Origin of the sequence: Streptomyces endophytica (assembly GCF_026153355.1) — a bacterium.
Lineage (GTDB): Bacteria > Actinomycetota > Actinomycetes > Streptomycetales > Streptomycetaceae > Streptomyces > Streptomyces endophytica.
Map to the genome: position 1 here is coordinate 1,793,000 of NZ_CP110636.1, position 22,499 is coordinate 1,815,498.

Consider the following 22,499-nt stretch of genomic DNA (forward strand, 5'->3'; position numbering starts at 1 on the left):
CCCGGGCGCTCTTCTCGCCGAGCCCGCCGGAACCGACGAAACCGGAACTGACGCAGCATGAAGAGCCGCTGAGGACGACGAAGTCACGGTCATGCCGGTGAGCCTGACCCCCGCTCGTGAGAGCTCCCTTGCTCCTTCCTGTGAATCTCCTGAGAATCCCGGACGCAGCCCGCGGCCGGGTCACGGCCCGGGCTGGGTCACGACCGGGACCCATGACCGGGTCCGTAATCGGGCCCATGACCTGGTCCGATCGGGTCCGTAATCGGGCCCATGATCGGGTCCGTGACCGGCCTGGGCCGCCCCCCGCGCGGTCCAGGCCGATCACCACTGCCCCAAGCATGGCACCCCCCACTGACAATCGCCCTGACCAGCACTTTTACCCCTTCACGGGACCTCACCCAGCCGCCCCCGACCGCCCGGCGTACCGTCCCCCCATGACCCACGACGCCCCGCCCCACGACGCCCTGCCCCCTAACTCCCGTCCGGACGACTCCCTTTCGGGCGACTCCCTTTCGGACGGCTCCCGACCGGCCGACTCCCAGCCGGCCGACTCCCGGCCGGATGACGCGCTGCCGGATGACGCGCTGGTGGGCGAAGCACTGCCGGGCGAAGCTCTGCCGGGCGAAGCTCTGAGCCTCGTCGCCCTCTCCGGCAGTCTGCGCGCCCGCTCCTCCAACGGCGCGGTGCTGAACTCCGCCCTCACCCTGTGGGACGGCCCCGCCACCACCGCAGACATCGGCGCGCTCCCTCACTTCAACCCCGACCTGGACGGCGAGGACGCCACGCCCCCCGCCGCCGTCGCCGCCCTGCGCACCGCAGTGGCGTCCGCCGACGCCCTGCTCGTCGTCAGCCCCGAGTACGCGCACGGGGTCCCCGGCGTCCTCAAGAACGCGCTCGACTGGCTGGTCAGCAGCGGTGAGGTGGTCCACAAGCCGGTCGCGGTCATCACCGCGTCCCCTTCCCCACCGGCGGCGATCACGCCAACGCCCAGCTCCGGGAGACCCTGCGCATGATGACCGGCGAGGTCATCACGGCCGCCTGCCGCGAAATCCCCGCCATCGGCCCCAAGATCGACGCCACGGCGGAACGCGTCTCGGACGAGGCCACCCTCACCGACCTGGCCGCGGCCCTGACCCACCTGGCCACCGCCGCCACGGGATCACCGACAGCCCGCTAGCGCCCTGGGGCACCTGACACACCGCCAGCAGACCGCTCCACCACGCCCCCTGCCGCCGTCTCCACCCCGGTCGCCACCGCGGTCGCCACCGCGGCCTCCACCCCGGTCGCCACTCCAGCCTCCGTCTCCGCCTCCGCCTCAACCAGAACCACAGCCACAGCCACAGCCACAGCCACAGCGACAGCGACAGCGACAGCCCCAACTACACCTCGCCCCCGTCCTCGCCCCCCCCCCAGCTCCGCCCCCGGCCCCGTCCCCCACCCCGAACAACCGCGCCGCATTCCCGTAACAGACCCCGCGCAGCCACTCCTCCCCCATCCCCAACCGGGCCAGCGCCTCCAGCGCATGGGCGTACCCGTAGGGGATGTTGGGGAAGTCGCTGCCGAACAGCACCCGTTCACCGAGGTCCGCCAGCCGGGCGCGCTCGGCCCGCGGGAACGGTGCGGTGCGTTCCGCGAAGTCAGTGAAGGCCATCGTCGTATCGAGGTGCACCCCGGGATACCGTTCGGCCAGCTCCAGGAAGTCGGCGTACTCCGGCATCCCCAGGTGCGCGATGATCAGCCGGAGCCGGGGATGCCGCGCCAGCACCCGCGCGATCGGCTCCGGACCGGTGTGCTTGCCCGGCGTGGGCCCCGACCCGCAGTGCACGACCACCGGCACCCCCGCCTCCGCGACGGCCCCCCACACCGCATCCAGCTCCGCACCTGCCGGGTCGTACGCCCCTACCTGCACATGTGCCTTGAAGACGCGTACCCCGCCGGCGAGTTCGGCCCGTACGTACGCCTCCGCGCCGTCCTCGGGGAAGAACGTCGCGGTCCGCAGGCAATCGGGCGTACGGGCCGCGAAGTCGGCCGCCCAGCCGTTCAGCCACTGCGCCATTCCCGGCTTGTGCGGATAGATCATCGAGGTGAACGCCCGCACGCCGAAGCCGCGCAGCACCGCCAGCCGCTGGTCCTCCTCGAAGCGGTACACGATCGGCCACTCCCGGCCCACCAACGGCCCGGCCGCGTCGAAATACGCCCAGACCTTCGCCATCACGCGCTCCGGCATGAAGTGCGTATGGACGTCGATCAGCCCCGGCAGCCCCAGCTCCCGCCAGAACGCCGCCACCCGCTCGTCCCCGTCCGCCACCCCGGCCCCTCCTCAGTCCATCCGCCACACCGGCGACCGCCGGCCACCCAGCCTCGCAGGCGCCTCCACCTCAGCAGAATCCCCTCGAAGAGCTCGTTGCACCTCAGACGCGAACAGCCCGGCGCGCCTCACCCACGAAGCACCCGCTCCGCCTCACCCTCGAACAGCCCGGCGCGCCCTCCCCCACGGAGGACCCGTCCCGCCTCCCTGTCGAAGAACCCGTCGCACCTCACCCTCAAAGCACCCGTTCCGCCTCCCCCTCAAAGCCCCCGGCGCGCCTCAGAACAGCCCTTCCTGCTCAACTCCCCGCTCCCCTCCCCGCTCCGGCCCGCCCGGTCCCGCCGTACGGGCCGGCAACACCGGCACGGTCGTCACCCGCCCCGCGGCCGCCCCCAACACCCACCCCGACAGCAACCGCGCATCCATCACCACCACCGGCCACGGCCCGCCGGCCCCCGCCCCCTGCCCCGCACCGGAACGCCGACGCCGCCCCTCAGCAGCCTCCCCCGCCTCCCCCTCGACTCCTCCCACCAGCCGCACATACACATCCGACCCGGCCCCGGCCAACACCTCCCCCACGATCTCCGCCCCCGCCGTCAGCCCGCCCAACACCGCCGCATCGGCCGGTACCCGGTCGAGCCCGAACAGCTCCGTATGGTCCGTGCACGCGAACTCCACCGGCTCAAGCGTCTCCGGCCAGCCACCCAACGCCCTTGCTCTCGCGTGGAGTTGAGCCAATGCGGCGCACCGCTCCGGCACCGCCGGCAGCACCCCCCGCGCCGCCCGCTTCGCCGCCTTCGTGAAGCGGTCCGGGATCGCCAGGGCGCTCCCCAGCAGCGCCTCCGCCCGCCGCGCCGCCATCAGCGGACCGCGGCCCAGCCATGCGTACGCCACCGCGCCCTGCTCCACCAACCGCGCCGGTCCCCGCTCGGCGGCCGTGATCCCCACCTTGAGCAGACCGGGCCCGAAGTACGCGAGGTAGACGGCGTACGGACGCGGGTCATCGGCCATGGTGTCTGCGGCCACCGACCGCGAACGGTCCAACTGGGCGCACCGCGCGCACTGGTCCTTGGCGCTCTCCCCGTCCAGCACCGCCGCATACGGGCACACCAGCCAGCGGCCGGCCCGCCGCACGCCCAGGCAACGCCGCTCCCCCTGCGCCGCGAAGGCCAGCATCTTGCCCGCGGGGAGCAGACTCTCCCGCTCCTCGTCCCGCTCGGCGCAATACCAGCCCAGCCGCTGCCCGAACCCCGCCGACGCCCCCTCCGCCCCGCGCCCCGCCGGAGGCGCCGAACCACCACCCGCCGGCCCACCGGCCTCCCTCAGCCCGTCAGCTCCCCTCGGCGCACCGGAGTCCGTCAGCGCACCAGACACCGACCCCGGCCCGAACCCCGCTCCCGGCCCCGGCCTTGGCCCCGTCCGTACCCCCGAACCACCGCCTGACCAGCGCGGTCCCGTACATCGCCACCACACATCGCCAGCGTACGACCCCCCACTGACAACGCCCGGCCCACACACGAGCACCCGGCTCCTACGCCCCCGGTGCCATTGCCGCCCCCAGCCCAGGCCCCGGCGTCGCCCCCGCCCCCACCCCCGGCCCCCGGAACGTGCTCCGATACGTCCGCGGCGAAACCCCCAGAGCCGACTGCAGATGCTGCCGCAGCGACGCCGCCGTCCCGAAGCCGGCCTCCGCCGCGATCCGGTCCACCGTCAGCTCCGTCTCCTCCAGCAACTGCCGTGCCCGCTCGATCCGTTGCTGGGTCAGCCACTGCAACGGCGAGATCCCCGCCTCCTCCCGGAACCGCCGGGTGAAGGTCCGTACGCTCATCGCCTCGCACGCCGCGAGCTCCCGCAGCGTCACCGGCCGGTCCAGGTGTTCCAGCGCCCAGGCCCGCGCCCGGCCCGTCGAGGACACCTGCGCCTCCGGCATCGGCCGCCGGATGTACTGCGCCTGGCCGCCCTCCCGGTGCGGCGGTACGACGGTCCTCCGGGCCACGTCATTGGCGACGGCAGCGCCGTGATCGCACCGCACCATGTGCAGACACAGGTCGATGCCCGACGCGACCCCCGCCGCCGTCAGCACGTCCCCCTCATCCGTGTACAGCACGTCCGCGTCCAGTTCGACGTGCGGGAACAGTCGCCGGAAGTCGTCCACCGACCGCCAGTGCGTGGTCGCCCGCCGCCCGTCCAGCAGCCCTGCCGCCGCCAGCACGAACGCGCCCGTACAGATCGACGCGATCCGCGTCCCGGGCCGGATCCGCCCCAGCGCCTCGGCCAGTTCCGTGCTCAGCCGCCCGGCCGTGCTCTTCGCCCGGTCGTAATCCGCCCCGGAGGCCGGCACGACCACGGTGTCCGCCTCGGCGAGCGCCTCCGGCCCGTGCGCCACGCACACCGTGAAATCCGTGTCCGTCCGCACCTCGCCCGGCTCCAGCGCACAGGTCACCAGCTCGTACAGCGGCTCCCCGTCCGCCGATCGGGCCTCGCCGAAGATCCGGTGCACGATGCCCACCTCGATCGGCAGCATCCCGTCCCGCACCAGCACCGCCACCCGATGCCGCCGCACCCCCTCACCCCCCACGGCTACCCCAGCCCCGGCCCCGGCCCCGGCCCCGGCCCCCATGACCTTCCCCATACCGGGCCCCCCACCGTTCCTCCCACCATTCCCCACACCATTCCCCTTCCCCATGGCCCGATCCTTGCACTGTATGGCCATCCGGCCACTCGTCCGTACGCCCGCCCGCCCGGACAGTGGGTGCCATGAAGATCCTCTGGCTGTTCGCCCACCCCGACCCGCGCTCACTGAGCGGCGCCCTCAAGGACGAGGGCCTGCGCACGCTCGAAGCCCACGGCCACGAGTACCGCGTCTCCGACCTGTACGCCATGAAGTGGAACCCGGTGGTCGACGCCCCCGACTACGGCCACGACCCCACCGACCGCCTCCACGTCGGCCCGGCCTCCGAACACGCCTACACCCACGGCCACTTGAGCCCGGACATCACCGAGGAACAGTCCAAGGTCACCTGGGCGGACACCGTGATCGTCCAGTTCCCCCTCTGGTGGTACGGCATGCCCGCCATCCTCAAGGGCTGGTTCGACCGCGTCTTCATCAGGGGCTTCGCCTTCGGCCACACCGACCCGGAGACCGGCCGCCCGCTGCGCTACGGCGACGGCCAGCTCACCGGCAAACGCGCCATGGTGATCACCACCGCCGGCGGCCGCGCCGCCACCCTCGGCCCGCGCGGCGTCAACGGTGAACTCAACGATCTCCTCTTCCCCCTGCAGCACGGCACCCTCTGGTACACCGGCATGTCGGTCCTCCCGCCCCTCCTGATCCCCAGCGCGGACCGCACCACCCCCACCGCCTACGCAACCGCCGCCACCCGCCTACGGGAGCGCCTCCGTGCCCTCCCCACCACCGACCCCCTCGCCTTCCGCCACCAGAACACCGGCGACTACGACGACGACCTCCTCCTCCACCCCCACCTCACCCCCACCCCCGCGGGCCCCTACGCCCACTACACAACCCCACCCCCGCCCCACCACCCCTGACACCGCGCGAACGCGATGTCCCTGGAACCCCTGGAACGCAAAAAAGCCGCAGGGCCGTGGATGAAGATCCACGGCCCTGCGGCGTCAGTAGCGGGGACAGGATTTGAACCTGCGACCTCTGGGTTATGAGCCCAGCGAGCTACCGAGCTGCTCCACCCCGCGTCGGTTCCCCGAACACTACGCGACTCCGGCCCCCACGCCTAATCCTTTCCCACCACCGACCACCACACCCGTTCCGCCTGGCTCCACCCTGCAGCCGTGCGGAGCATCGCCACAGTGACCGACAGGCACGCCTTCCTTCCGGCCCTCGCCCGGCTGAGCACGGCGAACTACCCTACGACCACCTCGTCGTGAACTACCGGCGGCAAGGTTGCCGAGGTCGTTCGGCCTGATCTACCTGCCTGCCAGGGTCACCGGTCGCCGCTTCAGGCCACGACGGTTGCTGCGTTCCGCTCCTGCGCTGCGTGGGTCAATCACTGATCAGCGAGAGCATGCCACTCAACCCGAAGAGCCCCAGGCCAAGGGCGACGGCAGCACCGACCACGAACAACACGCAAAGCAAGGAGATCACCACGACGATCCACGTCCGGCCGACCGCTGATGCGTAGTCAGTGTCGTCGTCACTCCAGTCGTGCCCCGTCATCGCTCCCCTCCCGGCCGCACCCTACCGAGCGGGCAACGGCGAGGAGCCGATCTTCACCACCGAAGGCCGCACAGCGGATCCCGCGGCACTCGGCGATCGAGATCACCATGGATGTCTACGCTGCCGTACAGCACGACAAAGCCCCCGTCCGGATTACCCGGCGGGGGCTTTGACCTGCTGTGCGCTCGGCAGGATTCGAACCTGCAACCTTCTGATCCGTAGTCAGATGCTCTATCCGTTAAGCTACGAGCGCTTGGCTTTCCGGCGGTTTTTCTTGCCGGTCGGCGTTGCGGGAACAACATTACATGACCTGCGGCGTCAGGCGAAATCCATTCCCCTCACCCCCTTTGACCTGCGGAAATGTGTTTGCGGTCGGGGGTGGGGGTGATCCGCGGCGGGGTCGGCGGTCGATGATCTGAGCGAAGTTCGGGCGGGGGGAGCCCTCTTCGGGGTGGGGTCGCGCGGAATGGACGGGCTGAGCCCGGCGGTGGGTGTGACGGGGGCCACGAAGAACAACCCAAGGGGAGGGTCGGGAAGATCAGGGGGAGATCACCGACGGAGATCATCGGGGGAGATCATCGGGGGAGATCGCAAGACATTCCGGGGGGGCCGCCCCGCGAAGCCCTCGCCATGCATGCCATGCGCCGGAAAGCGTTCAGGCCCCGGTCGGGATGACCGGGGCCTGAACGGTGCAGAGCGGAGGCGGAGGGATTTGAACCCTCGATCGGGGGTAAGCCCGAAACCGCATTAGCAGTGCGGCGCCATAGACCGGACTAGGCGACGCCTCCACGCACCCCACGCGCGCAGGCGCGCTGTGGTGTGAGTCGATGATGGCACAGCTCCGAGGGCTGTCACCAATCGCCCCCTACGGTACTAGGCGCGCGGGCCACCCGGCAAAGACGTTCCTGCGGCGCAACGTCGGGGGCGGCGGCGCGTTAGGAGTGTGGGGCCGTGGCGACCTCCGTGTCGTGCGCCCCCGGCGTGTACGTACCGCGTACCGCCCCGCACTCGCCTCTCTGGAGCCTGTGATGTCGCACCGCCGGACGTCGTCCCCCTTCGCCGCCGCTGCCACCGCCGTCACCGCAGCCACCGCCGTGCTGGCCCTGGTGGCGCCGGCAGCGTCGGCCGCACCGATCCCGCTCCCCCACTACCGGGCCGGCGACGGCGTGACGGGCGCGGGCCACCACGCCCCGAACGGGATTGACCATCAGGGCGGCAGCCACGGGGGTGGGGGTGCCGGTGGCCGGCAGACGGTCGTCGGGCCGGATCTGCTGATCGGGCGGGATACGCAGCGGGGGCAGCTGGCCACCCCTATCCCTCCCGGCACGGCGCGCACCACGTCGCCCCGACGTCACGACGGGTGCCCCAAGGGGCGTCCCGGCGGGTGCCCCAGGGGGCGCCCCAGGATCACCTCACCGTTACCGTCCACCGGTCCGGGTCGGCGCATACGGACGGGACCTTCGAGCTGTATTGCCACCCCGCGCACGGGACGCACCACCATGTGCGGCGGGCGTGCGCCAAGCTCGACTCCATGACGCGGTGGGGGAAGGACCCGTTCGCGCCGGTGCCGCAGCACGCGCAGTGCACGATGATCTACGGCGGTCCGGCGACCGCGCACGTGAGCGGGACGTGGGCGGGACGGCCCGTCAACGCGGACTTCCGACGCACCAACGGGTGTGAGATCGAACGCTGGAGCCGCTTCGAACCTCTGCTCCCCGCGACGAGTTCGTGACCCGTTTCGTGCCGCAGTAGCGTCCCAGGTCAGGACGAGGGGCACATGTCGGGCGTGCGGCGAGTCGCACGGCGCCGCGGCATAACCTCCCCGTCATCCGCCTCCGCGTCGCGCGCGAGTGCCCGTAGACTCCATCCCGACGGTCCGCCGCGGCGGGCCCGGCACGGTGCGGTAACAGGAGGGAAGCGTCTCGTGAGCAGCAGGCCATCCCGAGGCGCTGCTCGCCTCGCAGCCATACTCGACGCCCTCCCCGACGCGCTGTTGCTCGTCAACTGCAACGGCACGGTCGTCAACGCCAACACCATCGCGCTGGAGACCTTCGAGGCGCCGGGCACGGCCCTGGTCGGGCGCGGTCTGCTGGACCTGCTGCCGGACTTCGACTCCAAGCGGATCCCGGGCTCGATGCGGCGCCGGGACGAGGAGGTCGCGGGGCAGCGGACGAAGCCGACGCGGATGGTCGCGCGGCGGACGGACGGCACCGAGCTGCTGGTCGAGGTGACCAGCGCAAACCTCGAGGACGGCCGGACCCCGTACGAGTCCGCCTTCGAGGCCGCCTACGCCGATCACCGCAACGGCTACACCGGTGACGAGCTGCTGATGCTCGTCGTGCGGGACCTGAGCGGCACGCTGGACACCGAGGCCGAGCTGGCCCGCCAGCAGCGGCAGACCGAGATGATCCTGCGGGCCGCGGCCGAGGGTGTGGTCGGGGTCGATTCCGAGGGCAAGGTCGTCCTGGTCAACCCGTCCGCGGCGCAGATCCTCGGGTTCCGGGCGAGTGAGCTGGGCGGGAAGGAACTGCACCCGCTCATCCATCACTCGCGGACCGACGGGTCGGCGCTGCCCTGGGAGGACACACCGCTGGCCGACACGCTCAAGTCGGGGCGCAAGCACCGGGTCCGCGGGCAGGTGCTGTGGGCGAAGGACGGGCGTGCGGTGGCCGTGGACCTGACCACGGCGCCGGTGCGGGACGGCGATCAGCTGGTCGGCGCGGTGATGACCTTCACCGACCGGCGGGCCCTCGACGCGCTGGCGGCGCGGCACGCCCAGCTGCTGGCCGTACTGGAGCAGGCGCTGCGCGGTCCGCTGGAGGAGCTGAAGGGCGAGCTCGGCACGCTGGCGTCCGATCCGGCCGGCCAGCTGTGGCCGGAGGCGAACCAGATCCTGCACCACCTCGCGGCCGGCCACGCCCGGATGACGACGCTGGTGGACAACGTCCTGAGCTACCAGCGGCTGGACGCCGGCAAGGAGAAGCTGAACCGCGCGAAGGTGTCGCTGGACGGTGTGGTCGCCGCGGGCGTGGAGGGCGCGATCGAGCTGATCGGGCCGGGCCGGGCGCAGTTCGCGGTGCACGCCCCGCCGATAGAGGCGGTGGTGGACGCGGAGCGGATCGCGCAGGCGCTGTCGCACCTGATCGCGGATGTCGCGGGCGTGGATTCGACGGGGCGGATGCCGGCCGGGGACGGCGCGCCGGGGACCGGCGGGCGTACCGCGATCCCCGGGGACTCGACGATCGTGGTGGCGGCGGCCAAGCGCGGCGAGGTCGTACGGATCGAGGTGCGCGGGCCGTTCGGCGGCGGTGACCCGGTGCACGAGCCGCTGGTCCGCGGGATCGTGCGGCAGCACGGCGGGCTGCTGCAGACCCATGAGGTGCCGGGCAGCGGGCCCGGTGCGGGCGGCAGCGCCTATGTGCTGGAGCTGCCGGTGGGGATCGACGGCGCGGACGACGCGGAGTCGGCGGACGGTGCCGCGGAGGCCGGGTCGGCGGAGGTGCCGGTCGGCAACGAGACGACGGTGATGCCGGTCCCGACCGCGCGGGCCCGGGGTACGCAGGGCGACGCGGCGCGCAAGGACGGAACGGGCCAGGGGCCCGCGGCGGGTGACGGCGGTACCGATGGGGCCGGTGAGTCCCTCGGTGCCGGTGGGGAGCAGGGTGCGGCGGTGCCGGCGCAGGCCGGTGGCGCGCAGCCGACCGGTCGTCGGCGGGCCCGTCGCCCCGGTGGGGAGCAGGGCGCGCCCGAGGGCGAGCCGGGCGCGGCGGCTGCCGAGGGCGAGGGCCCGGGGCTGCCGCCGGGTATGGCGGGGGCCGAGGCCGTGCCTCCTACGGGTCGTCGGCGGGCCCGGCAGGGCGGCACGGAGGGCGCCGGGCTGCCCGCGCTGCCCTCGGGTGCGGACCCGTCCGCCGGTCAGCAGCCGGGGCAGGCGCCGACCGCCGGACCGGACCGGGCCGGGACCGCCACCGGGCCGGGCGCCGCGTCCGGGCCGTCGACCGGCCCCGTTCCCGCCCGTCCGCAGATTCCGGGCCAGGCCCCCGCGCCCGCCCAGCCGCAGGGTCTGGGCCCCGTCCAGCCGGCCGGCCGGCGGGCCCGCCGGGCGCTGGCCGAGGCGCCGGAGCGCGCCGCGCAGGGCGAGCGGGACCGGGCGCCCGCCGCCACCGGTGCCGCGCAGCAGACCGGTCAGCGGACGGCGTTCGCGCTGCCGCCGGCCGCGGCGGACCGGACCCCGCAGCCGGCCCCGTCGGGGCTGCCCGCGCTGCCCGCGGTCGCCGATCAGGTGCCCGCGCAGGCCGCCGGGCCGCAGGAGGCCGGCGGTACGGGCCGGCGCCGGGCGCGTCGGCCGGTCGCCGGCGGTCCGGAGGCCGCGGCGCCCGCCGGACCGCCCGGGTACGCCCTGGAGGCCGCCGCGGGGGCCGCCAACTCCCCTGAGGCACAAGAGACGTGGGACGACGAGCCGACCGGCCGGCGCCTGGCCCGCCGGGCGGCCGCCGAGGAGCGTGCGGCGGCCGCGATGGCCGACTCCGAGTCGTCCGGGACGTTCGTGGCCGGGCCGGAGGGGCTGGTGGCCCAGCCCGCCGGGTCCGACGGTTCCGCGGAGCCGGCCGGGCCGGCGAGTGCGACCGGGGCCGGGACCGGTCCGGCGCCCGGCATCGCGCCGGTGCCGGGCGGGGACGCGCCCGCCGGGCCCGAGGCGCCGCCCGCCCCGACCGGCCGCCGTCGGGGCCGCCCCAGCCCCGCCGAGGGGACGCCCGCGGCGCCGGTACCCGCGCAGGGCGGGCCGGCCGGTCAGCCGCACCGTCAGCCGCTCCCGCCGGGCTCCGAGGACGAGGCGGCGGCCCAGGGCCGGGCCTTCAGCGTGCGTACGCTCGGGCAGGGCGTGCCGTTCGCCCAGCAGATCGCCGGGCAGCAGCGGCCGTTGCCGCCCGGCAGCACCCCGCCCGGCGGTACGTCCGCGGGTTCGGGCCGGCGCCGTAAGCTCGCCGCGCCGCCGCAGGACGGTGAGCGCGCGGCGGCCGCCGGGTCCGTACCGGACGGGCCGGGCCGCGTCCGGGTCCGCAGCCGGCCGCGCCGCAGGACCGTGCGCCGGCGGCCGGTCAGCCCGGTCCGGCGCCCGCGGCGCAGGCACAGCCGCTTCTGATGGACGCCAGCGAGGGGCGGGCCTTCGCGATCTCGGCTCCCGACGAGGGCAGCGAGGGTCCCGAGCCGCTGGACGGGCCGAACGGCGCCATAGAGGTGATGGACCGTCAGCCGATGCCGATGGACGACGAGTTGCCGCCGGAGCCGCTGGACAATCCGCGCCGGCTGCTGGTCTGGCCGGCGCCGGACGTCGCCACCCAGCAGGCGCTCAGTGACCGCGGCTACCGCCCGGTGATCGTCAACTCCCGTGAGGAGGTCGACGCGCAGATCGCGGCGTACCCCGCGGCGCTCTTCGTCGACCCGCTGACCGGGCCGATCACCCGTACCGCGCTGCAGTCGCTGCGCCAGGCGGCGGGCGCGGCCCAGGTGCCGGTGCTGGTGACGGCCGGTCTGGGGCAGGCGACCCGGGACGCCGCCTACGGGGCGGACCCGGCGGTGCTGCTCAAGGCGCTGGCGCCGCGGGACAGCGAGAACCACCCGTCGCGGGTGCTGCTCATCGAGCAGAACGACACCATCGCCGGGGCGCTGATCACGTCGCTGGAGCGGCGCGGGATGCAGGTCGCGCGGGCCGGCGCGGACACCGACGCGGTGACCCTGGCGACGCAGATGCACCCGAACCTCGTCGTGATGGACCTGATGCAGGTGCGGCGCCGGCGGGCCGGCATCGTCGACTGGCTGCGCGCGAACGGGCTGCTCGACCACACCCCGCTGGTCGTCTACACCTCCGCCGACATGGATCCGGCGCAGCTGCCGCGGCTGGCGGCCGGTGAGACGGTGCTGTTCCTGGCGGAGCGTTCGACGAGTGCCGAGGTGCAGTCCCGGATCGTCGATCTGCTGGCGAAGATCGGTACGAACTAGGGGCGGCCCGCCCGGAGTTACGGTCGCGTGGCCGGGTTGCGGATCGAGGGATCTCCGCGGGAGGTACCCGCGGAAAAAAATGCCTTGGGCGAGACGGCCGCGGTTGGTAGTCTGCAGGCGGCCGTGAAGTTCTGACCAGGAGGTGAGACCCGTGAACGCTGTGTCCCATGGGCGCTCCCCCCTTTCCTTCATGGTCGGGCGACTGACGTAGGTGTCGCCGGGGGTGCCTGTACGCAAGGCCCTCCTGAAAGGCAGACACCTATGAATACTGCGCATTTCCCTGCGGGCACGGACGAGCGCCCGGTAGTGATCACGCGGGTCGCGGAGCAGGAATGGCACGCTCTGGCCGGCACTCACGTGGTCGGCTGCGGTGACGTTGCGCGCCGGCCCGACGGGCGGATCTTCGTCAGCATCGACGCGTGGCACGGCGCGGCCTTCGGCCAACTCGTCGAGGCGATGCTGGCCGACCTGCCCAGGCCGCTGTACACGCTGGTCGACGAGGCCGACCGCGAGGCGAAGTCCCGTTGGGAGCGGGTCGGTTTCACCATCCGACGCCGCGAGTGGGAGTACTTCGTGCCCACCGACCCGCGGGTCACGGGGCTCGACGCGGTGCGGCCGCCGTCGGGCGTGACGATCGTGCCCGCCGGCGAGGCGGCGGAAGGCCCGCTGCGCGCGCTGGACCGTGCCCTTCGCGAGGAGATCGAGGCCACCGTCGGGTGGCAGGCGATGCCCGCCGAGGTGCTGCCCCGCCCGCACGGGGTCACCGTCGTGGACCCGTCGAAGTACGCGGTGGCAGCGGCGTCCGATCAGTACGTGGGCCTGCTCAGGCTCGCGCCGGTGACCCGGCTGCCGCGGATCGGGCTGATCGCGGTCCGGGCCGGCTGGCGCCGCCGCGGTACCGCCCGGGCGCTGCTGGCCCACGTGCTGGGCTCGCTGCACCGCACCGGGATCGAAAGGGCAGCGGCCGAGGTGAACGAATCCAACGGGGCGGCGACGGCGCTGTTCGACGGCATCGGCGCCCGGCGCGCCAGCAGCAACCTGGAGTTGGTGTGCCGCTGACGCTCCGCCACCTCACCGCCCGGCCGGACCGGGGCCGGCGTGAGGCGTTTCCCCACCGTCCGCACGGCCGCCGACAGAGAAGTGAGAGAACATGACGAAAACAGCCAAGGGAATCGAAGTCGAGGGCACCGTCGTCGACTGCCTGCGCAACGCCACCTTCACGGTGGAGCTCCAGAGCGGGCACACGGTCCTCGCGCACATCAGCGGGAAGATACGGAAGAACTACATCAAAATCCTGCCGCAGGACCGGGTGCTCGTGGAGCTCAGCCCGTACGACCTCACCCGCGGCCGGATCGTCTTCCGCTACCGGTCGTAGCGGCTGGCCAGGCGGTACCGGGCGGTACCGGGCGCCCGTGGGACGGGCGCCCGGTTGGGGCCGGTTCAGGCCAGCAGCGTCACGTCCAGCTCGCCGTCCGCGTACTGCCGCCGCAGCACCTTCTTGTCGAACTTGCCCACGCTGGTCTTGGGCACCACCGGGATCACCGCCCAGCGCTCCGGCAGCTGCCAGCGGGCGATCCGCTCGCCGAGGAACGCCTTGAGGTCCTCGTAGCCGATGGTCGCGCCCTCGTTCAGGACGACGGTCGCCAGCGGCCGCTCGCCCCACTTGTCGTCCGGTACGGCGACCACCGCGGCCTCCGTGACGTCCGGGTGCGCCATCAGGTGGTTCTCCAGCTCGACCGAGGAGATCCACTCGCCGCCGGATTTGATGACGTCCTTGGCGCGGTCGGTCAGGGTCAGATAGCCGTCCGGGGTGATGGTGCCGACGTCTCCGGTGCGCAGCCAGCCGTCGGGGCTGAACTTGTCGTCGGGGCGCAGCGGTTCGCCCTGGGCGCCGCCGTAGTAGGCACCGGCGATCCACGGGCCGCGGACCTCCAGCTCGCCGGCCGCGGCGCCGTCGTGCGGCAGCTGCGCGCCGTCCGGGCCGATCAGCCGGGCCTCGACGGAGGCGGCGAAGCGGCCCTGCGTGGCGCGGTAGTCCCACTCCGCCTCGCCGCTCACCCCGGCCGGCGGGTGCGAGACGGAGCCCAGCGGCGAGGTCTCGGTCATGCCCCAGGCGTGCACGACACGGATGCCGTGCCGTTCCTCGAACCGCGCATCAGGGCGGGCGGGCAGGCGGAGCCGCCGATGACGACGGTCCGCAGACAGGAAACGTCCCGCTTGGTCGCGTCCAGTTCGGCGAGCAGGCCCTGCCAGATGGTGGGGACCGCGGCGCCGATGGTGGGCCGTACGGTCTCGATCATCTCGGCGAGCGGGGCGGGCTGCAGGAAGCGGTCCGGCATCAGCAGCGAGGCGCCGGCCATGAAGGCGGCGTGCGGCAGGCCCCAGGCGTTGACGTGGAACATCGGCACGACGGGCAGCGTGATGTCGCGTGTCGAGAGCGCGAACGCCTCCGCGCTGTTGACCTGCAGCGAGTGCAGGTAGAGCGAACGGTGGCTGTAGAGCACGCCCTTGGGGTCGCCGGTGGTGCCGGAGGTGTAACAGAGGGCCGCGGCGTCCCGTTCGTCGAGCTCCGGCCAGTCGTACGTCTCCGGGCGGTCGGCGATGAGTTCCTCGTAGTCGTGCACCCGGGCCCGCGCGCCGTCCAGGACGGACCGGTCGCCGGGGCCGACGACCACGATGTGCCGGAGGGTCTCCAGCTGGGGCAGCAGCGGGGCGAGCAGTGGCAGCAGGCTGCCGTTGACGAGGACGACCCGGTCCTCGGCGTGGTTGATGATCCACACCAGCTGTTCGGCGGGCAGCCGCAGGTTGAGGGTGTGCAGCACCGCCCCCATGGAGGGGATGGCGAGGTACGCCTCCATGTGTTCGGCGTTGTTCCACATCAGCGTGCCGACCCGGTCCTCGTCGGCCACGGACAGCTCGTCGCGCAGCGCGTGGGCCAGCTGGGCGGCCCGGCGGCCGATCTCGGCGAAGCTGCGGCGGTGCGGTGCGCCGCCCGTCCAGGTGGTCACCTGGGACTGACCGTGGACCGTGGATCCGTGGGTCAGAATCCGTGAGATCAGCAGCGGTACGTCCTGCATCGTGCTGTACACCAGGGGCCTCCCAAGACAGCGGCCGTTACGCGAGGGTAATTTCCTGGTGATTCTGCTGGCATACCACGCGGTATGTCACTAGCCGGCGAGCACGAGACTGATTTCCTCCTTCTGTTCGGTTACCTGCGTGCCGCGTTCCGTCACCCGCGTCCCGGCCGGGACACCGGCCGGGCGTTCACCCACAGGGATGGCCCGCCGGGCGGGTTGCTTGTGCGGGGCCGGGGCGGGCCGCACGCTGGCGGGCAACCCGTCACCTCTGCTCACTGGAGCCCTCATGCGCCCCCACCTCCGCCGTTGCCTCGTCCTCGCCGCCCTGGGCGGTGTCAGCGTGCTGGCGTCGGGCACCGTCCAGGCGGCGCCGCGGACCACCGAGGTCCTGCGGCCGGCCGACGGCGGCGCCGCGTCCGGGCACCGGCCGTTCGGCGGGCAGTTCGACCCGGTCGTCGGGCACGGCGGAGGGGTGGTCGCGGGCGGCGGGCAACTGCTGGTCAGCCGGGCCGGCGGGGCCTGAGCCGGGGCGGCACGGCCCGCCCGGTCCGGATCCGCCGCGCCCCCGCCCTCAGGCCCGTGGCTCGACCGTCGGCAGCAGCGCCTGGAGGACCAGCACCGACAGATCGTCCTCCACCGGGCCGGTGCCGAAGTCGTGCGCCGCGCGCCGTACGTGCTCGGCCAGCGCCTTGGCGCCCAGCCCGAGGCCGTCCCGGAGCACCCGGATCAGTCCGTCGTTGTCGTCCAACTGCCAGTTGCCGCACCGGCGTTCGGTGACCCCGTCGGTGACGCAGAGCAGCGTCTCGCCGGGCCGCAGGTCGAAGGAGCTGGCCTGGTACTCGGTGCCCTCGTCGATGCCGAGCAGCATCTGCGGTTCGGAGGCCGGCTCGACGGTGCCGTCGACGAACATGTGCAGCGGCGGCGGATGCCCTGCGCTGGCGACCGTACAGCGGGCTCCGGGCACGCCGGGGTCGACCTCCAGCTCGCCGTAGAGGAGGCTCAGAAAGCGGGTACCGGCCTGCTCGCCGCCCAGTTCCAGGGCCTCGGCGGTCTCCTCGGCCATGGCGAGGTTCAGCCGGCCGAGGACGGACTCCACGCCGTGCCCCTCGCGGCCAGCAGCCGGACGAGGTGCCGGGCCAGTCCGGTGACGGACATCGCCTCGGGGTCCTTGCCCTGGACGTCGCCGAGCAGAAAGCACCAGCGGCGGCCGCCCATGGGGAACACGTCGTAGAAGTCGCCGCCGACGGTCTGCCCCTCGCCGTGCGGCTCGTAGACGATCGCGGTGTCCACGCCCTCGATGCTGGCCAGTGAGGCGGGCAGCTGGCGGCGCTGGAGGGCCAGGCTGATGGTGGTCTGCCGGGTGTACTGGCGGGCGTGTGGACGGCCTGGGCGACCCGCCGCGCGACGTCCTCGACCATCCGCACCACGGTGTCGGTCATCCGCAGCTGTCCGGCCCGGCCGAGCAGCAGGACGCCCTGTTCGGTGTCGCGGGCGGTGAGCGGGAAGGCGAGCGCCGAGCCGCCCGCCGGGGACGCGCCGGCGTGTTCCGGCCAGGGCCAGGGGTGCCGCCGGTGCGGAACATCTCACGGGGCGGGTCGCGCTCCAGGTCGGCGCGGAGGGGCGGGATCCGCCGCTCGTCGACGTGCCAGACGCGGGACAGCTGCCGTCCGCCGCCCTCGGTGCTCAGCCAGATGGCACACCAGTCGGCGAGCCGGGGACCAGCAGCTGGGCGGCGAGCGCGGTGACCATGTCCTGGTCGAGCTGGCCGGCCAGCAGCTCGCTGGTCTCGGCGAGGAAGGACGGGCCGCCGCGGTCGGCCCATTCGGCGGCGTGCGCGGCGGGGGCCGCCCGGTCACCGGGTGGGTGGGGCGGGGCGGGGGCTCGGCGCGGTGTTCCTGGGGCGGCGGGCTGACCGGTTCGCCCTCGGTGGCCTCCAGCCGGAACCAGACCGTCTTGACCGCCCTGCGGTAGGTGACGCCCCAGGACTCCGCCAGCGCGCTGACCAGCTGGAGGCCGTATCCGGCTCTCCCGTGCGGGCGTCCACCCGCCGCGCACGCCCGGGCGGGGTGGCGGTCGGAGACCTCCAGGACCACGCCACACCGTCGCCGGCCGTCCCCGTTTCGGGGTCGGGCGGCGGGCCGTGTTCCAGGCGGCAGGTCACGTCGATGTCGGTGCCGGCGTACATCACGGCGTTGGTGACCAGCTCACTGGTGAGCAGTACCGCGGTGTAGATCAGTTCGGAGGTGATCGCCGGGGCGCCCGGTCCGGCGGTGGCGGACGGTGCGGCGGCCCGTTCGGTGAGCAGCGCACGGACGAATTTGCGCGCACCGGAGCTGCGAGCTGGTTGGCCGGCAGACCCTTCCGGGAAACGGTTTCCGTCGCGTACGGGCTGGACAGCGCTGCCACTACGGGCCCCTGATATACCGGGAGAAAGTAATTACGAGCGCTTTATACTATGTCATACCCGCCCCAAAAGGATCTCTCGCGGAAATGTAGCTCTCCACATCGATCATTGGGGGGAGGGTGCGTCATGGCTCCTGACCCGCCCCAGCCGGATGGCAACGGCCAGTGGGTGCGTACGCGCGAGCTGCGGCCGCTGCTCGCGGCGATGAACGCGCTGCGCGACGGGGACTTCACCAGCCGGGTGGCGATCCCGGAGGGCTCCTCCGCGGACGGTCTCCTGGCGGACCTGGCCGGAGCCCTCAACCAGATCGTGACCCGCAACGCCCATCTGTCGTCGGAACTCCAACGGGTGCGCGGGGAGATCATCCGGCAGGGCCGGCTGGACGAGCGGATCTCCGCCAGCCCCGGCCAGGGCGCGTGGACGACCAGCATCGAGGCGGCCAACACCGTGCTGGACGCGCTGGTGGTGCCGCTGGCCAAGGCGACCGGGTGCTGGACGCGGTGGCCGACGGCGATCTGACCCAGCACGTCGAGCTGCACGACGGCAGCCGGGAGCTGCGCGGCGATCTGCGCCGTCTGGGCAGCGGGGTCAACCGCATGGTCGACCAGCTGTCCCTGTTCACCGGCGAGGTCACCCGGGTCGCCCGTGAGGTCGGCACCGAGGGCCGGCTGGGCGGCCGGGCCAAGGTCCAGGGGCTGTCCGGCGACTGGCTGCACGTGACCGAGGCGGTCAACACCATGGCGTCGCGGCTGACCGCGCAGGTGCGGGACATCGCGGTGGTCACCACTGCGGTGGCGCGCGGCGACCTGACCCAGCAGGTGACGGTCGAGGCCACCGGCGAGCTGCTGGAGCTGAAGCTGACCGTCAACAAGATGGTGGACCAACTGCGGGCCTTCGCCGACGAGGTCACCCGGGTCGCCCGCGAGGTCGGCACCGAAGGCCAGCTGGGCGGCCGCGCCCAGGTCAGGGGCGTATCCGGGGTCTGGAAGGACCTCACCGACAACGTCAACTTCATGGCGTCCAACCTGACCTGGCAGGTCCGCAACATCGCGCAGGTGACCACGGCTGTCGCCAACGGTGACCTGAGCCAGAAGATCACCGTGGACGCGCGCGGCGAGATCCTGGAGCTGAAGTCGACGATCAACACCATGGTCGACCAGCTCTCCGCCTTCGCCGACGAGGTGACCCGCGTCGCCCGCGAGGTCGGCACCGAAGGCCAGCTGGGCGGCCGCGCCCAGGTCAGGGGCGTATCCGGGGTCTGGAAGGACCTCACGGAGAGCGTCAACTTCATGGCCGACAACCTGACGTCCCAGGTCCGCAACATCGCCCAGGTCGCCACCGCGGTCGCGGAGGGCGACCTCGGCAAGAAGATCACCGTCGAGGCGAAGGGCGAGATCCTCGAACTGAAGTCGACGATCAACACCATGGTCGACCAGCTCTCCGCCTTCGCCGACGAGGTCACCCGCGTCGCCCGCGAGGTCGGCACCGAGGGCAACCTGGGCGGTCAGGCGCAGGTCAGGGGCGCGTCCGGGGTCTGGAAGGACCTCACCGACAACGTCAACTCGATGGCGCTCAACCTGACGTCCCAGGTCCGCAACATCGCGCAGGTGACCACGGCCGTCGCCAACGGTGACCTGTCCAAGAAGATCGACGTCGACGCCCGCGGCGAGATCCTCGAACTCAAGGAAACCGTCAACACCATGGTCCAGCAGCTGCGGGCGTTCGCCGACGAGGTCACCCGGGTCGCCCGCGAGGTCGGCACCGAAGGCCGGCTCGGCGGCCGCGCCCAGGTCCACGGTGTGTCCGGCGTCTGGAAGAACCTCACCGACAACGTCAACTCGATGGCCGACAACCTGACGTCCCAGGTCCGCAACATCGCCCAGGTCGCCACCGCCGTCGCCAAGGGCGACCTGTCCAAGAAGATCGACGTCGACGCCCGCGGCGAGATCCTCGAACTCAAGACGACGATCAACACCATGGTCGACACCCTCTCCTCCTTCTCCTCCGAGGTGACCCGCGTCGCCCGCGAGGTCGGCAGCGAGGGACAACTGGGCGGCCAGGCCCGGGTCGAGGGCGTCTACGGCACCTGGAAGCGGCTGACCACCAGCGTCAACGACCTGGCCCTGAACCTGACGACGCAGGTGCGCGCGATCGCCGAGGTGGCCAGCGCGGTCACCCAGGGCGACATGTCCGGCTCGATCACCGTGGACGCCCAGGGTGAGGTCGCCGCGCTGAAGAACAACATCAACCTGATGGTCGCCAACCTCCGCGAGACCACCCGCGCCAAGGACTGGCTGGAATCCAACCTCGCCCGTATCGCCAGCCTCATGCAGGGCCACCGCGACCTGGTCGAGGTCGCCGACCTGATCCTGCGCGAGCTGACCCCGCTGGTGAACGCGCAGTTCGGCGCGTTCTTCCTGGCCGAGGCGGGCGCCGAGCCGGGCGAGGGCCTGGAGCTGATCGCCGGTTACGGCACCGGCCAGCCCGAGGGCCGGCGCTCCCTGCCGCGGCTGCGCCTGGGCACCCCCGGCTGGGGGCTGATCACCCAGGCCGCCATGGAGAAGAAGCGGATCGTGGTCGACTCCGCACCGCCCGACTACATCACCATCAGCTCCGGCCTGGGCGCCGCCGCCCCGGCCAGCATCGTCATCCTGCCGGTGCTCTTCGAGGACCAGGTGCTCGGCGTCATCGAGCTGGCGTCCTTCAGCCGCTTCAGCGACGTCCACCTCGCCTTCATCGACCAGTTCGTGAACACCATCGGGGTGTCCATCAACACCATCATCGCCAACTCCCGCACCGAATCGCTGCTTTCGGAATCCCAGCGGCTCACCGCCGAACTCCGCCAGCGTTCCGACGAATTGCAGCTCACCAACGCCGAGCTGGAGGAGAAGGCGGCACTCCTCGCCACCTCCTCGCAGTACAAGTCCGAATTCCTGGCGAACATGTCGCACGAGCTGCGCACCCCGCTGAATTCCCTGCTGGTGCTCTCCCGGCTCCTCGCCGACAACCCCGAGGGGCGGCTCTCCGCGCAGGAGGTGGAATTCGCGGTCACCATCCACCGCGCCGGCTCCGACCTGCTCCAGCTGATCAACGACATCCTCGACCTGTCGAAGATCGAGGCCGGCCGGATGGACGTCCACCCCAAGCCGCTGCGCTCATCAAACTCCTCGACTACGTCCGCGCGACCTTCCGGCCGCTCACCGTCGACCGCGGCCTCACCTTCGACGTCAAGGTCGCCGACGACGTCCCCGAGGAACTGTTCTCCGACGAACAGCGCCTCCAGCAGATCCTCCGCAACCTCCTCTCCAACGCGGTGAAATTCACCTCCGCCGGCGGCGTGGAACTCCTCGTGGCACGCGTTTCCGGCCGGCATTTCGAGGAGGAATCGCTGCGCACCGCCGACGACGTCGTCGCGTTCTCCGTCAAGGACACCGGTATCGGCATTCCGGCGGAGAAACTCGGCGGAATCTTCGAGGCGTTCCAGCAGTCCGAGGGCACCACCAACCGCAAATACGGCGGCACCGGCCTGGGCCTGTCCATCAGCCGCGACATGGCGGCGCTGCTCGGCGGCCGGATCACCGCCGAGAGCGAACCCGACGTCGGCTCGACCTTCACCCTCTACGTCCCGGCCCGCTACACCGCACCGCTCCCGGCCCCCGCCCCGGCAGCCTCACCCCGGCCCGTCGACGGCACCGAGCCCAGGCCCAACGGCGGTCCCGAGAGCCGCCCCACCGGCGCGGCGGAGCACCGTCCGGGCGGCGGAAGCGCCCGCGGAACCGGGCTCGCCCCCGCGTCCAGGGGCGCACCGGCTGCCCCGTCCGCCCCCGGCGGGCGGCCACGGCCCGTCGAGGGGCGAGGTCTTCGCCGGCCGGGCCGAGCCGGCCGCCTCCCGTACGGGCCCCCGCTCGGCCGACGGCGGCGACGTGACCTGGCCCGAGACCACCCGCCTGAAGGACTGGCTGAGCGGGCGCGCCGGCCAGATCCTGGCGAACCGCCGGATCCTCATCGTCGACGACGACATCCGCAACGTCTTCGCGCTCACCCACGTACTGGGCCGGGTCGGCATCAATGTGAAATACGCCGAGAACGGCCGCGAGGGCCTGGAAGTTCTCGACCGGACACCGGACGTCTCTCTGGTGCTGATGGACATCATGATGCCGGAAATGGATGGTTACGAGATGATCAAGGCGATCCGACAAGCCCCCCGATTCGCGGACCTGCCGGTCATCGCGCTCACCGCGAAGGCCATGCCCGGCGACCGCGAAAAGGCGATCGAAAGCGGCGCCAACGATTACATCCCGAAACCGGTGGACGTGGACCGCCTCCTTTCGGTGATCTGCCACTTGCTGGACCCGAATCCGGCCGAGGATTCCGGGAACGGCTGCGAGCCGGCCGGCGGGGACGGGGCCGGGGAGACCGGCCGGCAGGACGACAGCGGAACGGCGGCCGGGGCGCTCGATGGCCCGGAAACGCCGCGCACACCTGAGGACCAGGAAGCGGCCGGACCGGAGTCAGGAC

General features: G+C 72.6%; 15 protein-coding genes, 3 tRNA genes and 2 pseudogenes. 10 read left to right on the forward strand and 10 right to left on the reverse strand.

Translation table 11 applies throughout. The features are described from left to right. Positions 1-434: 434 nt before the first annotated feature. The gene (locus OJ254_RS08130; RefSeq protein ID WP_265361803.1) at positions 435-1,013 is read left to right on the forward strand and encodes an NADPH-dependent FMN reductase; all 579 of its coding nucleotides are present in this window, start codon (positions 435-437) and stop codon (positions 1,011-1,013) included. Continuing rightward, positions 1,010-1,177: a hypothetical protein gene (locus tag OJ254_RS08135; protein ID WP_265361804.1), complete on the forward strand. Its 168-nt coding sequence runs from the start codon at positions 1,010-1,012 to the stop codon at positions 1,175-1,177. The genes OJ254_RS08130 and OJ254_RS08135 overlap by 4 nt, the downstream gene beginning before the upstream one ends. Positions 1,178-1,315: 138 nt before the next feature. Here the strand turns inward: OJ254_RS08135 and OJ254_RS08140 are convergent, their stop codons facing one another. From OJ254_RS08140 to OJ254_RS08150, 3 genes are all read right to left on the reverse strand, one after another. After that, positions 1,316-2,308 (reverse strand): amidohydrolase family protein, encoded by a 993-nt coding sequence (locus OJ254_RS08140; RefSeq protein ID WP_265361805.1) that lies wholly within the window; start codon positions 2,306-2,308, stop codon positions 1,316-1,318. Between the two features lie 279 nt (positions 2,309-2,587). Continuing rightward, a complete protein-coding gene (locus OJ254_RS08145) occupies positions 2,588-3,682 on the reverse strand; it encodes a DUF2797 domain-containing protein (protein ID WP_265361806.1) in 1,095 nt (364 codons plus the stop codon). Between the two features lie 157 nt (positions 3,683-3,839). Next, complete coding sequence (locus OJ254_RS08150) at positions 3,840-4,832, reverse strand: GlxA family transcriptional regulator (protein WP_423836004.1); 993 nt, start codon at positions 4,830-4,832, stop codon at positions 3,840-3,842. Positions 4,833-5,065: 233 nt separating this feature from the next. Here OJ254_RS08150 and OJ254_RS08155 point away from each other — a divergent pair, with 233 nt between their 5' ends. Continuing rightward, a complete protein-coding gene (locus OJ254_RS08155) occupies positions 5,066-5,857 on the forward strand; it encodes an NAD(P)H-dependent oxidoreductase (protein WP_265361807.1) in 792 nt (263 codons plus the stop codon). A gap of 88 nt (positions 5,858-5,945) precedes the next feature. Here the strand turns inward: OJ254_RS08155 and OJ254_RS08160 are convergent. The 4 genes from OJ254_RS08160 to OJ254_RS08175 all read right to left on the reverse strand — a co-directional run bounded on the left by OJ254_RS08160 (position 5,946) and on the right by OJ254_RS08175 (position 7,288). After that, a tRNA-Met gene (locus OJ254_RS08160) sits at positions 5,946-6,019 on the reverse strand. A gap of 307 nt (positions 6,020-6,326) precedes the next feature. After that, entirely contained in the window at positions 6,327-6,500 is a 174-nt protein-coding gene (locus OJ254_RS08165; RefSeq protein WP_265361808.1) for a hypothetical protein, read from the reverse strand. A 180-nt stretch (positions 6,501-6,680) separates the two neighbouring features. Then, a tRNA-Arg gene (locus OJ254_RS08170) sits at positions 6,681-6,753 on the reverse strand. Between the two features lie 444 nt (positions 6,754-7,197). Next, positions 7,198-7,288: transfer RNA gene (locus OJ254_RS08175), tRNA-Ser, on the reverse strand. A gap of 572 nt (positions 7,289-7,860) precedes the next feature. Between OJ254_RS08175 and OJ254_RS08180 the strand changes: the two genes are divergently transcribed. From OJ254_RS08180 to infA, 5 genes are all read left to right on the forward strand, one after another. After that, positions 7,861-8,232: an SSI family serine proteinase inhibitor gene (locus OJ254_RS08180; RefSeq protein ID WP_423835860.1), complete on the forward strand. Its 372-nt coding sequence runs from the start codon at positions 7,861-7,863 to the stop codon at positions 8,230-8,232. Between the two features lie 192 nt (positions 8,233-8,424). Continuing rightward, entirely contained in the window at positions 8,425-11,643 is a 3,219-nt protein-coding gene (locus OJ254_RS08185) for a PAS domain-containing protein (protein WP_423835861.1), read from the forward strand. Continuing rightward, positions 11,643-12,500, forward strand: coding sequence for a response regulator (locus tag OJ254_RS31500; RefSeq protein ID WP_423835862.1), 858 nt, complete (start codon positions 11,643-11,645; stop codon positions 12,498-12,500). The genes OJ254_RS08185 and OJ254_RS31500 overlap by 1 nt, the downstream gene beginning before the upstream one ends. Positions 12,501-12,761: 261 nt before the next feature. Continuing rightward, positions 12,762-13,559, forward strand: a complete 798-nt coding sequence (locus tag OJ254_RS08190) for a GNAT family N-acetyltransferase (RefSeq protein ID WP_265361809.1) — start codon at positions 12,762-12,764, stop codon at positions 13,557-13,559. Positions 13,560-13,650: 91 nt separating this feature from the next. After that, the gene (gene infA / locus OJ254_RS08195; protein WP_265361810.1) at positions 13,651-13,875 is read left to right on the forward strand and encodes a translation initiation factor IF-1; all 225 of its coding nucleotides are present in this window, start codon (positions 13,651-13,653) and stop codon (positions 13,873-13,875) included. A 65-nt stretch (positions 13,876-13,940) separates the two neighbouring features. Here the strand turns inward: infA and OJ254_RS08200 are convergent. Continuing rightward, positions 13,941-15,589, reverse strand: a pseudogene (locus OJ254_RS08200) (long-chain fatty acid--CoA ligase). 274 nt (positions 15,590-15,863) lie between these two features. Between OJ254_RS08200 and OJ254_RS08205 the strand changes: the two are divergent. Further along, entirely contained in the window at positions 15,864-16,100 is a 237-nt protein-coding gene (locus OJ254_RS08205) for a hypothetical protein (RefSeq protein WP_265361811.1), read from the forward strand. Between the two features lie 48 nt (positions 16,101-16,148). Here OJ254_RS08205 and OJ254_RS08210 read toward each other — a convergent pair whose 3' ends face one another. Both OJ254_RS08210 and OJ254_RS08215 read right to left on the reverse strand, forming a co-directional pair. Next, positions 16,149-16,673, reverse strand: a complete 525-nt coding sequence (locus tag OJ254_RS08210; RefSeq protein WP_265361812.1) for a PP2C family protein-serine/threonine phosphatase — start codon at positions 16,671-16,673, stop codon at positions 16,149-16,151. Further along, positions 16,649-16,867, reverse strand: coding sequence for a SpoIIE family protein phosphatase (locus OJ254_RS08215; RefSeq protein ID WP_265361813.1), 219 nt, complete (start codon positions 16,865-16,867; stop codon positions 16,649-16,651). Before OJ254_RS08215 ends, OJ254_RS08210 begins: the two co-directional genes overlap by 25 nt. 1,240 nt (positions 16,868-18,107) lie before the next feature. Here OJ254_RS08215 and OJ254_RS08220 point away from each other — a divergent pair. Continuing rightward, a pseudogene (locus OJ254_RS08220) lies at positions 18,108-22,464 on the forward strand (HAMP domain-containing protein); the annotation flags it as partial. Positions 22,465-22,499: the final 35 nt, after the last annotated feature.